Genomic DNA, 14,578 nt, shown 5'->3' on the forward strand with positions numbered 1-14,578 from the left:
CGGCCACCAATGCTCAGCCGACCCGGAGGGCCGCTTCCTTGAGGGTCGCTATCTGGTCGCGAAGCCGGGCGGCCTCCTCGAAATTCAGGTTGGAAGCAGCCCTGTACATGTCATCCTCAAGCTTCGTGATGTCCTTGAGAAGCTCCGCCGGCGTCCTTCCATGAGCTTCAGCCCGGTACTGCTCGGCCTCTTCCGCCGCTTTCTGGCCGGGCCGCTCACCACGACGGCGGGCGGCCGCCCCGGCAACCGCCCCTTCCATGACATCCGCCACTTTCTTGTTGAGACCTATGGGCGTTATGTCGTGCTCGAGATTGTAGGCCGTCTGGGTGGCCCGCCGGCGTTCGGTTTCGTCGATGGCCTTCTGCATGGAGCCTGTCACCCGGTCGCCGTAGAGAATGGCTTTGCCGTTGAGATTCCTGGCTGCGCGGCCGATGGTCTGGATGAGCGACCGCTCGGAACGCAGAAAGCCCTCTTTGTCCGCATCCAGAATTGCCACCAGCGACACCTCAGGCATGTCCAGGCCTTCCCGCAGCAGGTTGATCCCCACCAGCACATCAAAGACGCCCCGGCGCAGATCACGGATGATTTCCACCCGCTCCACCGTATCAATATCGGAATGCAGGTAGCGCACCCGGATATCATGTTCCATCAGGAAGTCTGTCAGGTCCTCCGCCATCCGCTTGGTGAGTGTGGTGACCAGCACCCGCTCCTGAACCGCCGTGCGTTTGGCGATTTCGGACAGCAGATCATCCACCTGGCTTGATGCCGGACGCACTTCGATCTCGGGATCCAGCAGGCCGGTAGGACGAACTACCTGCTCGACTATCTGCCCGGAATGCTCCGCCTCGTAGTTACCCGGGGTGGCGGACACGAAAATCATCTGTGGCGCGATCCTTTGCCACTCATCGAACCGCATGGGGCGATTATCCAGCGCCGATGGCAGACGGAAGCCGTACTCCACAAGAGTTTCTTTCCGCGACCGGTCGCCCTTGTACATGGCGCCGATCTGGGAAACGGTCACATGGGATTCGTCCACCACCAGCAGGGCATTGGGTGGCAGATAATCAAACAGTGTGGGCGGGGCTTCCCCGGGGTTTCGGCCCGACAGATAGCGCGAGTAGTTCTCGATACCGTTGCAGTAGCCCAGCTCCAGCATCATCTCAATGTCATAGCGGGTACGCTCTTCGAGGCGCTGGGCTTCCACCAGCCGGTTGTTGTCCCTCAGCTGCTTCAAACGCTCATCCAGTTCCACCTTGATGCTTTCAATGGCATCGAGAACCTTCTGCCGGGGTGTCACATAATGGGACTTCGGATAGATGGTGACACGGGGCACCCGGCGAAACACCTCACCCGTGAGGGGATCAAAATAGCTCAGGTTTTCCACTTCGTCATCGAACAGTTCGATGCGGACGGCTTCCTTTTCCGACTCGGCCGGGAACACATCGATCACATCTCCCCTGACCCGGTAATTGGCCCGGTGAAATTCGATGTCGTTGCGGGTGTACTGGAGCTCTGCAAGCCGTCGGAGAACGGCCCGCTGGTCCATTTTGTCGCCCCGGTCCAGATGCAGCATCATTTTCAGATAGGACTGGGGATCCCCCAGACCATAAATGGAAGACACTGTGGCCACAATAATGGCATCCGGCCTCTCCAGCAGAGCCTTGGTAGCAGAAAGCCGCATCTGCTCAATGTGTTCGTTGATGGAGGCGTCTTTCTCGATGAAAGTGTCCGACGAAGGCACATAGGCCTCCGGCTGATAGTAATCGTAATAGGACACGAAGTACTCCACCGCATTGTCCGGGAAAAACTCCCGGAATTCGCCGTAGAGCTGGGCCGCCAGGGTCTTGTTGTGGGCCATGACAATGGTCGGACGCTGTATCTGCTCGATCACCTTGGCAATGGTGAAAGTCTTGCCCGACCCGGTAACGCCGAGCAGGGTCTGATGAGCAAGACCCGACTCGATCCCATCCACCAGGCCGGCAATGGCAGTGGGCTGGTCGCCCGCAGGCGCGAATGGTGAATCAACTTTGAACATGGCGATTTCAGGTCCTCCGGAACCATGGGGGTCAACCAACACAGCCTTATCGTTGCGCTGGCTTCATGATAACATCTGTGCAGCTACAGGCAGCCCCGCGATCCGGTTGATTCGCCGTAACCGGAGCCGCCTCCTCTGACGCATATCCAAGGAGCGCAAGTTTGGAACTTCAACTTTCCAGCCGAGTACAGGCCATCAAGCCGTCCCCCACTCTGGCGGTTACCAACAAGGCAGCGGAACTCAGGGCCGCCGGCAAGGACATTATTGGCCTTGGGGCCGGGGAACCGGATTTCGACACTCCGGATCACATCAAGGAAGCGGCGATTCAGGCCATCAAAAACGGCCAGACCAAGTACACAGCGGTCGATGGCACGCCAGCTCTGAAAAAGGCAATCATCGCCAAGTTCAGGCGCGACAATGGCCTTGATTACGAGCTCAACCAGATTCTGGTTTCCGGGGGAGGCAAACAGAGCTTCTTCAATCTTGCCCTGGCGACCCTCAACGCCGGCGACGAAGCCATCATTCCGGCTCCCTACTGGGTATCCTACCCGGATATGGTTCTGGTGGCAGAGGGCAAGCCGGTGGTAATTGAAACCACTGCCGATACCCGTTTCAAGATTACGCCCGAACAGCTGGAAAACGCCATCACCGAGCGCACGCGTCTGTTCGTCATCAACAGCCCATCCAACCCCAGCGGCATGGCCTACTCGATGACTGAACTCAAGGCCCTTGGGGAGGTGCTCAAGCGCCATCCCCAGGTAATGATTGCCACTGACGACATGTACGAGCCGATTCTCTGGACTGGTCAGCCGCCGTGCAACATTCTTAACGCAACGCCGGAACTCTACGACCGCACCTTCGTGCTGAACGGCGTTTCCAAGGCCTACTCAATGACAGGCTGGCGCATCGGCTATGCCGCTGGTCCTGCCAGGGTCATCGGTGCCATGAAGAAAATCCAGAGCCAGAGCACATCCAATGCCTCGTCCATCTCCCAGGCGGCAGCACAGGCTGCTCTTGATGGCCCCCAGGAATGCGTTAGCGAGATGGTCAAGGCCTTCAAAGAGCGTCACGACTGGCTGGTAGCTGCCCTCAATGAGTTGCCAGGCGTGGAATGCCTCGCCGGCGATGGCACTTTCTATGCGTTTCCCAGCTTCAAGGGAGCCATTGAGGCCAAACCAGGCGTGGACAACGACGTTGAATTTGCCGAGGTATTACTGCGTGAGGCGGGCGTTGCGCTGGTTCCAGGCTCCGCCTTTGGCGCCCCCGGGCACATGCGGCTGAGCTTCGCTACCAGTCTGGATACTCTGAAGGAAGCCATCAAGCGGTTAAAGAAAGCGCTCAAGGAAAGCTGAATTCGGGGTTGACGGGCCTGGGTGGTCGCCGTAACATACGCGCCTCGTTGAGATCGACAGGACGGCAGGCCTCCACTGGTCCGTCCCGCCTGATCAACGCTGTTCCCCGATAGCTCAGTTGGTAGAGCAACGGACTGTTAATCCGTTTGTCGCTGGTTCGAGCCCAGCTCGGGGAGCCACTATTCAGAAAAGCCGCTGCGCTCGCCAGAGCTCAGCGGCTTTTTTTATGCTCCTGCAGATTTCCAGACCAGGGCCCGGAACTGAGCCCTTTTCCCTGAAGCACCCAGGTTGCCGGAAACCTAGCCGATTTCCCGCTGGATCGCCTCGAGCGCCGCCAGAGGATCTTTTGCCCCCGTGATGGGGCGACCAACCACCAAGTAGTCGCTTCCCGCGGCTACAGCGGCAGAGGGAGTCATGATTCTCTGCTGGTCTCCCGCGCTCGCGGTAATTGGCCGGATCCCCGGGGTCACAAGCCTGAAGGCGTGACCGTGCTGTTCCCTGAGCATCGGTGCCTCCTGGGCTGAACAGACAACTCCGTCAAGACCACAGCGGGCAGTCAGTCCTGCGAGCCGCCGGACCTGATCTTCAACCCGGCCCTGAAGACCGATCGCCGAAAAATCATTATCGGACATGCTGGTGAGCACGGTTACCGCAATGAGCAGGGGACGGTCCCTGCCGAAAACCTCCAGGCGCTCCCGGCAGGCGTTCATCATCGCCTCTCCTCCTGAGGCATGCACGTTCACCATCCACACGCCCAGATCTGCCGCCGCAGCGACCGCACCTGCTGCCGTATTGGGAATATCGTGAAACTTGAGGTCGAGGAAAACGTCAAAACCACGGTCCTGCAGCGCAACAACCAGAGTAGGGCCTGCACGGGTAAACAGCTCTTTGCCGACTTTCAGGCGGCAAAGGGATGGATCGAGCTTTTCGGCAAGCTGCAACGCCGGCGCTTCGCTGGGAAAATCGAGCGCAACAATGATCTTGGGGTCATTCGGGTTCTGCACGGTATCAATCCTGGATATTGGGAAGTTATTGCTGCTGTGTGGACCTCAAAAGCCATACTCCGGCTATCACTCCGCCTCCACACCCTGGATTGGCCTGACAGTTTCCCAATGCTTACAGCTGGGACAGAGCCAGTGCAGTTGCTGACCGGAGAAACCGCAACTGACACATCGGTAAACCGGGCGGTTGGCAAGCAGAAGATGCCCGATCCGGCTTACGAGGCGACCCTCATCGGTGGTCATGCCTTTTTCATAGCCTGCCATCTCCACCAGCCGCAGGAGGCCACGGACACTGGGACGGATTTCAAGCTCGGCCCGAAGCAGCTCAATCGCCGCTGGACGACCGGATGAGCGCTCGACCGATTCAGCCAGAGCCAGCAGAAGACTCGTGCCCGGCCAGGTATGGTACAACTTGCGGAGCTTTTTCCCGAGACGACTTATATCACCATGCTCCCTCTCAAGCCGCATTACGCGGTCCACGGCCTCCGGTCCGAACTCCGGGTTCTGATCGAAAACCTTCAGCAGGGTACCGACAGCATCCCTGTAGCTGCCCTGGCGTTGCTGAAGGCTGGCCAGGATAAATGTGGCACGGACACAGGTGCGATCATATTCCAGAGCTTCTCGTGCCAGCTTCTGGGCCGCCCACCGGTCATCATTTTTGCGCAGAGCTTCATCTGCCATTTCGCAGGTAAGGTAGGCCAACTGTGTTCTCAGCTCCGGTCCGGCAACGCTGGTCGTGAGAGTCTGGGCGACTCTCCTGGCTTTTTCCCATTCCCGTTCCTGCTGGTAAAGCTCAATCAGTTGGGTTGAAGCCTTGCGGCCGTAGTCACGATCCCCCATTAATTGCTGAAACAGCGCTTCTGCCCTGTCCAGCAGGCCGGCCGCAAGATAGTCCAGAGCCAGCTCAAACGTCACCTGGGGCGTGTATCGGGAGGGCAGCTCCGGCCTGGCGAGGAGATTCTGGTGAATCAGAATGGCCCGGTCACTTTCGCCCTTCAGGCGAAAATGCGCGCCTATGGAGAGATGGAGGCTGACAGTCTCACGGCTTACCGCCAGAGACTGCACAAAGTTTTCCACCGCCTGGTCTGAGTAATTGGTGAAAAGGAACTGAAGCCGGTCCCGTACAGAGGTTTCGTCGGATATAACGCCACCTGCCCCTCTGGAAGACTGACCCGAGCGGCCTACAAACCAGCCCGCAGCCACCGCCACCGTCAATAGCAGCCACTGAAAAACGATATCCATCAGCTCTTCCGGTCAGCGGGATTCCTGGATTTTTCCAATGAGTGCTCTGCCCGGTCGAGACGCTTTTTCAGATTGCGCTTCGAAACTGATGTCCTGAGGGAGGCCAGCAGGGTCAGAACAGCACCAGTGATGGCACCAAAAACAAAGGCGAGAATTATCCACATGGCCACGCCGCGGGATTCTGTCTCGAACAGCAGGAAGTTGAGGGATACGGACATCTGGTTGTTCAGGGAGAACACCAGGGCAATCACCACCAGGAACAAAACCAGCAGAATGATCAGGATCTTCTGTATGCCGCCCATAGACTAATCCGCTCCCCTTGCAACTCCTTTAATGGAGTCGCTTACCTTAAAGAACCCCGGCAGTTCAAGCCAGCACTTAATAGCCTTTTTTCATGCTGTCGTTGACCTGCTCTCGAAGCTCCTTGCCCGGCTTGAAATGCGGCACATGCTTGGCTGGCAGTTGCACGGCTTCCCCGGTTTTGGGATTGCGACCCGTGCGGGCCGCGCGATGGTGCAGGGAAAAACTGCCAAACCCGCGAATCTCAATACGCTGACCTTCCGCCAGCGACTGGGACATGTGTTCAATGATGGTCTTCACAGCCAGCTCGACGTCTTTCACCGAAAGCTGGGCCTGTTTGGATGCAATAAGCTCCACCAGTTCAGACTTTGTCATGAGGTTGATTCCTTTTTCGTTCTTATTGCCCAACTGCAACGCAACGCCATGACCACAGTTTAGCTAAATCGCAAAAAAACACAAAAAAAACGGGCTGTTACAGCCCGTTTTTTTATCACCAACCGGAATTTTTAATCCTTGTTGGCGTTTTGCTGCTGCATCTGCTCTTTGATCAGGTCACCGATAGTGGTGGCACTGCTTGATCCTTCAGATGCTTTCTCACGAACACTCTGCAGCGCCTGCTTGTCGTCTTCCACATCCTTGGACTTGACGGACAGGTTGATCACACGGTTCTTGCGATCAATGCTGATAATTTTCGCTTCGACCTCATCGCCCTCGTTCAGCACGTTGCGCGCGTCTTCAACGCGGTCACGGCTGATCTCGGAGGCTTTCAGGACAGCTTCCACTTCATCATTCAGAGCAATGGTCGCAGCCTTCGCATCGATTGCAGACACAGTGCCTTTTACGATGGAGCCTTTGTCATTCAGCTGAACAAACTCGGCGAATGGATCGCTTTCCAGCTGCTTGATGCCCAGGGAGATGCGCTCACGCTCCGGGTCCACAGAAAGGATAACGGTTTCAACTTCGTCGCCCTTCTTGTACTCACGAACGGCTTCTTCGCCAGTCTCATTCCAGCTGATGTCTGACAGGTGAACCAGACCATCAATACCACCGTCCAGACCAATGAAGATACCGAAATCCGTGATCGACTTGATCTTGCCGGAGATACGGTCACCTTTGTTGAATCTGCCGGAGAAGTCTTCCCAGGGGTTGGATACACACTGCTTGATACCCAGGGAAATACGGCGACGCTCTTCATCGATGTCCAGAATCATGACTTCGACTTCATCACCTACCTGCACAACCTTGGAAGGATGGATGTTCTTGTTGGTCCAGTCCATTTCGGATACGTGAACCAGACCTTCCACACCCTCTTCCAGCTCGGCGAAACAGCCGTAATCTGTCAGGTTGGTAACACGCGCCGTGACGCGGCTGCCTTCCGGATAACGCCCCTTGATGTCGACCCATGGATCTTCACCCAGCTGCTTCAGACCCAGGGATACACGGTTACGCTCCCGGTCAAACTTCAGAACCTTGACGTTGATCTCATCGCCGACATTCACGATTTCGCTCGGATGCTTGATACGCTTCCAGGCCATATCGGTGATGTGCAGCAGGCCGTCAACACCGCCCAGATCGACGAATGCGCCGTAGTCTGTGAGGTTTTTGACGATACCCTTGATTTCCATACCTTCGGTCAGGGTTTCAAGCAGCGCGTCACGCTCGGCGCTGTTTTCAGCTTCCAGCACGGCACGACGGGAAACGACCACGTTGTTCCGCTTCTGGTCCAGCTTGATGACCTTGAATTCGAGTTCCTTGTTCTCCAGGTGCGCTGTGTCACGAACCGGACGAACGTCTACCAGGGAGCCCGGGAGGAACGCACGTATGCCGGCCAGATCGACCGTAAAGCCACCTTTAACCTTGCCGTTGATCACACCCTTGACGACTTCTTCAGCTTCGAAAGACTTCTCAAGTACTTTCCAGGCTTCGGCACGCTTGGCTTTCTCACGTGACAGGCGGGTTTCACCGAAGCCGTCTTCCACTGCATCGAGAGCCACATCAACAACGTCGCCGATCTGAACTTCCATCTCACCCTTTTCATTAAGGAACTGTGAGGCTGGAATCACACCTTCGGACTTCAGGCCGGCGTTTACCGTCACCCAATCGCTGTCGATATCAACCACGGTTCCCTGGACGATGGAACCTGGCTGCATGTCAATTTCTTTCAGGCTTTCTTCAAATAGATCCGCAAAGCTCTCGCTCATTATATGTCCTATGATCAACGCAAGTTTACTCCGTGCTGCCAGCGACACGGTCTGTTAAAAGTGACCAGATACAACCAGGGCTGGCTGTTAGCATTGCATCCGGTTTCCAGCGACAAAAAGATGCAGTCAGGTCTGGCCCGCTGCGGCCATGACTCTGTCCAGCACCTCTTCTATACTCAGCCCCGTAGAATCAATGACTTGCGCATCTTCAGCGGGTCTGAGAGGAGCGGCAGAACGGTTCATGTCCCGTTCATCGCGCGCCCGTATCTCTTCTAAAAGGGTTTCAATATTAACATCGACGCCAGCATCCTTCAACTGACGATAACGCCGTTCTGCCCTGACTTCGGCACTGGCCGTCAGGAAGATTTTGGTATCCGCCTCCGGAAACACCACTGTCCCCATGTCCCGGCCGTCGGCTACCAGACCCGGCGCCTGCTGGAAATCCCTCTGCCGCTGCAGAAGAGCATCCCGGACCGGCTGAATCACGGCCACCTGAGAGGCATTATCGCCACAGGCTTCGGTGCGAACTTCAGAGGTGACATCCTCGCCCTCAAGGAAAACCCTCACCGGCTCCCCCGGCGCTGTGGGCTCAAAAGCCACATCGAGCGCGGCGGCCACCTCGACCAGACGGTCAACATCCTCCAGGGAGACGCCACGACGCAGAGCCGCCAGCGCAGTCAGTCGATACAGGGCGCCACTATCGAGCAGATGCCAGCCAAGCTGTCGTGCCAGCATCTGGGTGATTGTGCCCTTTCCTGCGCCTCCGGGGCCATCAACAGTGATAACCGGAGCCTGTGGATCTGCCATTGCTCACTCTCCTGTCGTGCGGATATTGATTCCAACACCGCCGGCAAGCTCGACGAAGCCGGGGAATGACGTGGCTACATTGGCACAGTCAGTAACTTCAATGTCACCCTCTGACACGAGGGAAGCCACTGCAAAGGCCATGGCAATGCGATGGTCACCGTGGCTATCCACGCGGCCTGCGCCAATCTTCTGCGCACCCTTTATGACGATGCCATCTTCCGTAACTTCAGTGACGACACCAAGCCTGGCAAGCCCGTCCGCCATCACCTGGATACGGTCGCTCTCCTTTACCCGCAGTTCCTCGGCGCCACGCAGCACCGTCGTACCACTGGCACAGGTTGCAGCAATGAACAGCACCGGGAACTCATCAATGGCCAGGGGCACGTCGCTGAGCGGAATATCTATACCCTGCAGAGCAGATGACCGGACTCTCAGATCCGCCACCGGCTCACCCCCGACCTCCCGCTCGTCAAGGACCTCAATGCTGGCACCCATCAGACGCAGTATGTTGATCACCCCAACCCGGGTGGGATTCATGCCCACGTGACGCAGGGTCAGGTCCGAGCCCGGCGCGATGCTCGCGGCTACCAGGAAGAAGGCAGCGGAGGAGATGTCCGCCGGTACATCAATGGTGGTGGCAGTCAGGCGCCCGCCGCCGGTGACGCTGGCTGTAGCACCGTCGCGACGGACTTCATACCCGAATCCCGCAAGCATGCGCTCGGTGTGATCCCGGGTGGGCGCCGGCTCGGTTACCGAGGTGGTTCCTTCGGCATACAGTCCCGCCAGCAACAGGCAGGACTTGACCTGGGCGCTGGCCACCGGCATATCGTAGTGAATGCCCCGGAGCTTCTGACCGCCCTTAATCTTCAGTGGCGGACGGCCGCCCTCGGCAGTCGTGATGAGGGCCCCCATGGATTTCAGAGGGTCCGCAACCCGCCCCATCGGGCGTTTGGTAAGACTGGCATCTCCGGTGAGCTCGGAATCAAAGCGCTGAGGAGCGAGAAGTCCTGAGAACAGTCGCATGGCGGTGCCTGAATTACCAAGATAGAGAGGGCCTCTTGGCGCCTGCAGGCCATCAACTCCTGCCCCGTGAATGCGGACGTGACCGTTATCCGGCCCCTCGATGGTTACCCCCATGTCACGGAAAGCCTGCAGGGTCGCAAGGCTGTCCTCGCCCTCAAGAAAGCCCTTGACCTCGGTGATACCGTCAGCGAGGGCACCAAGCATGATGGAGCGATGGGAAATGGACTTGTCGCCGGGAACCCGGATGTCCCCGCTCACGCTGCCGCCGGGACTGAGATGGAAGGTTATCTGCTTTTCACTGGTGGTAGTCACGTAGGCCTTTCCTGAAAGCATCCTGGAAAAATGATCCCGCGCCGCCTTGGCACGACTGAAGACCCGCAGCATGGTAGCGCTATCCTGCTCCGCAATGGCGGTTCTCAGAAGGCCGAGGTCATGGGTGAAATGATCAATGACCCGCAACACAGCCTGCTGATTGGAAAGAAATATGTCATGCCACATCACCGGATCGCTGGCTGCAATACGGGTAAAGTCCCGGAAGCCACCGGCGGCGTAGCGAAATATGTCGAGATTCTCGTCTTCTCCCGCCAGCGTGTCCACCAGGGAAAAGGCGATAAGATGGGGCAGATGACTGGTGGCCGCCAACACCTCGTCATGGTGCGCCACCGACATGGTCAGAACTCTGGCGCCACAGCCCTCCCACAGATTGCTGAGCCGGCGCAGCAGGACCGGGTCCACCGGTTCCGGAGGTGTGAGTATCACCTTGTGGCCAAGGAACAGATCCGGATTGGCTGCGGTGATGCCACTCTTTTCGGAGCCTGCTATAGGGTGGCCCGGAATCACCGACACCGGGCAGGATCCAAAGACCGTCGCAACCGCATCGACAAAACTGGCCTTGGTGCTGCCCACATCGGTTAGCAGGGCGCCCTCTTCCAGCCAGGGTTTGATCTCTCGCAGGACCTCTTCCGTGGAGCGCACGGGAACGGCAACCACAACCAGGTCGGCACCCTTCACTGCCGCAGCCACGGATTCCGCCGCTTCGTCAATGATGCCCAGCTTCAGCCCCAGAGTGAGGTCATCGCCCCGCTGGTCTGCGCCCACGACCCACTCCGCCAGGTGACCGCGGCGGATGGCGCTGGCAAGGGACCCGCCAATCAGGCCCAGACCAATGACGGCAACACGGCGGAACAGGACTCCGGGTTCAGCCATGGAGCGTCTCATCAACTACCGGACTGATGGCTTCCGGAAGTGCCTCCAGAAACCGTCGGTTTTCAGATGCCAGGCCCACAGAAACCCTGAGATGGGCGGGCATGCCGTAACCGGCAATCGGACGAACGATAATCCCCCGGGCCAGCAGGCGCTGAAAGACTGCGCCCGCCTCTTCTCCTGTATCCACCGTGACGAAATTGCCGGCGGAGGGAATATAGTCAAGACCCAAGGCCTGAAACCCTTCCTCAAGCTGTTTTATTCCTTCACGGTTCGTCTGCCGGGAACGCGCCAGGTAATCTTCGTCATCCAGCACGGCGGTTGCCGCCGCCAGAGCAACGGAGTCGACATTGAAGGGCTGGCGGACACGGTTCAGGATATCGGCAATGGCTGCGGAGGAAACACTGTACCCTACCCGCAATGCCGCCAGGCCCCAGGCCTTGGAGAAACTCCGGGTGACGATCAGATTGGGAAAATTCTCCAGTAGCGCAACGCCATCTGGGAAGTCCTCCCCCTCCAGGTATTCGAAGTAGGCCTCATCCAGAACCACAAGCACTTCTTCGGGTATTTTGCCCAGAAAAGCTTCGATAGTCTGGCTGTCGTGGGCCGTGCCAGTGGGGTTATTCGGATTGGCAACAAAAATCAGCCGGGTGTTGCTGGTGACGGCTTCAGCCATGGCGTCCAGGTCGTGCCCCCAGTGCCGGGCCGGCACCTCCACGCCCCGGGCACCGAGAGCCCGGGTAACGAGGGGATAGACTGCGAAGGCGTGCTGGGAAAAGATCACCTCGCTGTCATGGCTGGCGAAGCTCCGCGCTATGATTTCCAGAACATCGTTGGATCCATTGCCCAGGGTGATCTGAGCCGGGCCAACCCCGAGGCGGCTGGCCAGCCGTGCCTTGAGGTTAAAGCCATTGCCGTCGGGATAACGACAGAGGGTGCCCAGGGCGTCTCTGGCGGCCTCAACTGCAAGAGGGCTTGGCCCCAGCGGATTCTCGTTGCTGGCCAGCTTGACGATACTGTCTGGATCAAGGCCAAGCTCCCGGGCCAGTTCGTCTATGGGTTTGCCCGGCTGATAGGGCATGAGCCCCTGAACCCCCTCAACGGCAAGGGTCTGATAATCGATTGGCATGATTCGCTCCCCCTGACCGGCTCACCGGCCTTTCAGTACGGTCCGTGCTCCAGGACCTGCACCGGTAATGGCTATAGAACCCCGATGGGATAAGACCCAAGGCGCTTGAGTTCAACTGCCTCTTCATCGATTTCCGCCAGCACCCGGCGCACTCCTTCGTCTTCCATATGGCCTTCAAAATCAATATAGAACACATAAGCCCAGGTTCCGCTCGGCGAGGGTCGGGTTTCTATGCGGGTCAGGCTTATGTTATGGCGGTGGAAGGGCTCGAGAAGCTGATAGAGAGCACCAGCCCTGTTACGCATGGAGACCAGGATGGAGGACTTGTCGTGACCGCTGGGGCTGACCTCTTCGCGACCGATGATCAGAAAGCGGGTTGTATTATCAGGCCTGTCTTCGATCTTGTCGGACAGCTTTTTCAGACCGTAAAGCTCTGCAGCCATATCCCCGGCAATAGCTGCCGTACCGGGTTCTTCCGCGGCACGACGGGCCGCTTCGGCATTGCTGCTCACGGTCACCCGTTCAATGCCGTAACGGTGGGCGTCCAGCCATTGCCGGCACTGTGCAAAGGACTGCTGGTGGGAGTAGATACGGGTAATGGCCTGGCCGTCAGTGCCCTGTGCCGCCAGCAGGTGATGATGAATCCGTAGCTGCACCTCACCACAGATTTTCAGCGGCGAATGCATGAACATGTCGAGGGTGTGGTTGATCATGCCTTCGGTTGAATTTTCCACCGGCACTACGCCGTAATGAGCCGCGCCCGACTCCACCTCCCGGAACACGGCATCTATGGCCGGCAGGGGCACACTGATTACCGAGTGCCCGAAGTGCTTGAGAGCCGCCGACTGGGTAAAAGTACCGGCCGGACCCAGAAACGCGATGTGCATGGGCTTTTCCAGGGCCAGACACGCAGACATGATCTCGCGGAACAGGCGGGCCATTTCCTCGCCAGACAACGGACCGGGATTCTGTTCCTTTATACGCCGAAGGACACGGGCCTCACGCTCCGGCCGATAGAAAAACACATCCTCTCCCGGATGTGCTTCCATTTTTACCCGGGCCACTTCCTGGGCGCATGCCGCCCGGGCGCTGATCAGCTCCATGACCTTCTGGTCGAGCCGGTCGATTTCGTCGCGGAGTTCGGCAAGCCGGGTCTGCTCGTCCGTCATGATCAGGCACGCTCCTTTTCAAACACGGTCATGTAGTCGATGAGCGCGTCCACCCCGGCTTCCGGCATGGCATTATAGATACTCGCACGCATGCCCCCGACAGATCTGTGACCTTTCAGGTTCAGTAGCGCGCGCTCTTCCGCCCCTCTCACGAATGCACCATTGAGGGCCTCGTCGGCAAGGATGAATGGCACATTCATCCAGGACCGGAAGCGGGGGGCAATGGGATTGGAGTAGAAATCGCTACGATCAATGAAACCATAAAGCTTGCGCGCCTTGCGCGCATTGGTTTCGCCCATGGCCGTCACGCCACCCTGCTCTTTGAGCCACTGGAACACCAGACCGGCAAGGTACCAGGAATAGGTTGACGGAGTGTTGTACATGGAACCGTGGTCCGCCGTCACCCTGTAGTCCATCATGGTCGGCGTTTCCTTTCTCGCTTTGCCCAGCAGATCCCGTCTGACAATGACCACCACCAGTCCGGACGGACCTATATTCTTCTGGGCACCGGCATAGATCAGGCCAAAGCGGGATACATCGAGCGGACGGGAAAGAATGGTGGAAGACATATCCGCAACAAGCGGCACATCCCCACTGTCCGGAACGAAATCGAATTCCAGCCCACCAATGGTTTCATTGGGGGTGTAGTGCAGATAGGCCGCGTGCGGGTCAGGCTGCCACTCATCCTGATCCGGTATATCCACATAACCTCCTGCCCTGCTGCTGGCCGCAACATTGACGCTGGCGTAGCGACGGGCCTCGGCGATGGCCTTCTGTGACCAGATACCGGTATCGATGTAATCGGCGGATGTCCTGTCGCCCAGCAGATTCAGCGGAACCGTGGCGAACTGACTACTGGCACCCCCCTGCATGAACAGGACAGCGTAGTCGTCGGGTACTCCGGCCAGCTCACGCAGATCCTTTTCAGCGGCTTCAGCAATCGCCACGAACTCGTCGCTGCGGTGACTCATTTCCATCACCGACATACCGCTGCCGCGCCAGTTCAGCATCTCGTCGCTGGCCTGCTGAAGCACGCTTTCCGGCAGAGTCGCCGGTCCTGCACAAAAGTTGTACGCCCTTCTCATCGCCATCTGATCTCATCTGTTCCATTGTCCG

12 protein-coding genes and 1 tRNA gene are annotated in these 14,578 nt (G+C 58.1%); 2 read left to right on the forward strand and 11 right to left on the reverse strand.

Features of this window, described 5'->3' with window-relative positions; all coding sequences use genetic code 11:
• Window positions 1-13: 13 nt before the first annotated feature.
• Window positions 14-2,035: an excinuclease ABC subunit UvrB gene (uvrB, locus tag LG327_RS15835; RefSeq protein ID WP_404363366.1), complete on the reverse strand. Its 2,022-nt coding sequence runs from the start codon at window positions 2,033-2,035 to the stop codon at window positions 14-16.
• Between the two features lie 161 nt (window positions 2,036-2,196).
• Here uvrB and LG327_RS15840 point away from each other — a divergent pair, with 161 nt between their 5' ends.
• Both LG327_RS15840 and LG327_RS15845 read left to right on the forward strand, forming a co-directional pair.
• A complete protein-coding gene (locus LG327_RS15840; protein ID WP_404363368.1) occupies window positions 2,197-3,387 on the forward strand; it encodes a pyridoxal phosphate-dependent aminotransferase in 1,191 nt (396 codons plus the stop codon).
• Window positions 3,388-3,490: 103 nt separating this feature from the next.
• A tRNA-Asn gene (locus LG327_RS15845) sits at window positions 3,491-3,566 on the forward strand.
• Window positions 3,567-3,686: 120 nt separating this feature from the next.
• Here the strand turns inward: LG327_RS15845 and pyrF are convergent.
• The 10 genes from pyrF to serC form a co-directional block, all read right to left on the reverse strand.
• Window positions 3,687-4,391, reverse strand: coding sequence for an orotidine-5'-phosphate decarboxylase (pyrF, locus tag LG327_RS15850; protein WP_404363370.1), 705 nt, complete (start codon window positions 4,389-4,391; stop codon window positions 3,687-3,689).
• A gap of 66 nt (window positions 4,392-4,457) precedes the next feature.
• On the reverse strand, window positions 4,458-5,630 hold the full coding sequence (lapB, locus tag LG327_RS15855; protein WP_404363372.1) for a lipopolysaccharide assembly protein LapB: 1,173 nt from the start codon (window positions 5,628-5,630) through the stop codon (window positions 4,458-4,460).
• A complete protein-coding gene (locus tag LG327_RS15860) occupies window positions 5,630-5,932 on the reverse strand; it encodes a LapA family protein (protein ID WP_404363374.1) in 303 nt (100 codons plus the stop codon). Before LG327_RS15860 ends, lapB begins: the two co-directional genes overlap by 1 nt.
• A gap of 76 nt (window positions 5,933-6,008) precedes the next feature.
• Window positions 6,009-6,305: an integration host factor subunit beta gene (locus LG327_RS15865; RefSeq protein ID WP_404363376.1), complete on the reverse strand. Its 297-nt coding sequence runs from the start codon at window positions 6,303-6,305 to the stop codon at window positions 6,009-6,011.
• A gap of 131 nt (window positions 6,306-6,436) precedes the next feature.
• Entirely contained in the window at window positions 6,437-8,131 is a 1,695-nt protein-coding gene (gene rpsA, locus LG327_RS15870) for a 30S ribosomal protein S1 (RefSeq protein ID WP_404363377.1), read from the reverse strand.
• A 126-nt stretch (window positions 8,132-8,257) separates the two neighbouring features.
• Window positions 8,258-8,938, reverse strand: coding sequence for a (d)CMP kinase (gene cmk, locus LG327_RS15875; RefSeq protein WP_404363379.1), 681 nt, complete (start codon window positions 8,936-8,938; stop codon window positions 8,258-8,260).
• A 3-nt stretch (window positions 8,939-8,941) separates the two neighbouring features.
• Window positions 8,942-11,167 carry a bifunctional prephenate dehydrogenase/3-phosphoshikimate 1-carboxyvinyltransferase gene (locus LG327_RS15880; protein WP_404363381.1) on the reverse strand — a complete coding sequence of 742 codons (2,226 nt, stop codon included), beginning with the start codon at window positions 11,165-11,167 and terminating at the stop codon, window positions 8,942-8,944.
• Window positions 11,160-12,293: a histidinol-phosphate transaminase gene (gene hisC, locus LG327_RS15885; protein WP_404363383.1), complete on the reverse strand. Its 1,134-nt coding sequence runs from the start codon at window positions 12,291-12,293 to the stop codon at window positions 11,160-11,162. The genes LG327_RS15880 and hisC overlap by 8 nt, the downstream gene beginning before the upstream one ends.
• Before the next feature lie 71 nt (window positions 12,294-12,364).
• Window positions 12,365-13,462, reverse strand: coding sequence for a prephenate dehydratase (gene pheA, locus LG327_RS15890; protein ID WP_404363384.1), 1,098 nt, complete (start codon window positions 13,460-13,462; stop codon window positions 12,365-12,367).
• A gap of 2 nt (window positions 13,463-13,464) precedes the next feature.
• Window positions 13,465-14,547, reverse strand: a complete 1,083-nt coding sequence (gene serC / locus LG327_RS15895) for a 3-phosphoserine/phosphohydroxythreonine transaminase (RefSeq protein ID WP_404369482.1) — start codon at window positions 14,545-14,547, stop codon at window positions 13,465-13,467.
• Window positions 14,548-14,578: the final 31 nt, after the last annotated feature.

Source organism: Marinobacter sp. (assembly GCF_044799475.1).
Taxonomy (GTDB): domain Bacteria; phylum Pseudomonadota; class Gammaproteobacteria; order Pseudomonadales; family Oleiphilaceae; genus Marinobacter.

Excerpts from the sequence above, each read along its gene's own strand:
- uvrB (WP_404363366.1), bottom strand. The coding sequence starts at position 2,035 with ATGTTCAAAGTTGATTCACCATTCGCGCCTGCGGGCGACCAGCCCACT.
- lapB (WP_404363372.1), bottom strand. The coding sequence starts at position 5,630 with ATGGATATCGTTTTTCAGTGGCTGCTATTGACGGTGGCGGTGGCTGCG.
- LG327_RS15860 (WP_404363374.1), bottom strand. The coding sequence starts at position 5,932 with ATGGGCGGCATACAGAAGATCCTGATCATTCTGCTGGTTTTGTTCCTG.
- LG327_RS15865 (WP_404363376.1), bottom strand. The coding sequence starts at position 6,305 with ATGACAAAGTCTGAACTGGTGGAGCTTATTGCATCCAAACAGGCCCAG.
- rpsA (WP_404363377.1), bottom strand. The coding sequence starts at position 8,131 with ATGAGCGAGAGCTTTGCGGATCTATTTGAAGAAAGCCTGAAAGAAATT.
- cmk (WP_404363379.1), bottom strand. The coding sequence starts at position 8,938 with ATGGCAGATCCACAGGCTCCGGTTATCACTGTTGATGGCCCCGGAGGC.
- LG327_RS15880 (WP_404363381.1), bottom strand. The coding sequence starts at position 11,167 with ATGGCTGAACCCGGAGTCCTGTTCCGCCGTGTTGCCGTCATTGGTCTG.
- hisC (WP_404363383.1), bottom strand. The coding sequence starts at position 12,293 with ATGCCAATCGATTATCAGACCCTTGCCGTTGAGGGGGTTCAGGGGCTC.
- pheA (WP_404363384.1), bottom strand. The coding sequence starts at position 13,462 with ATGACGGACGAGCAGACCCGGCTTGCCGAACTCCGCGACGAAATCGAC.
- serC (WP_404369482.1), bottom strand. The coding sequence starts at position 14,547 with ATGAGAAGGGCGTACAACTTTTGTGCAGGACCGGCGACTCTGCCGGAA.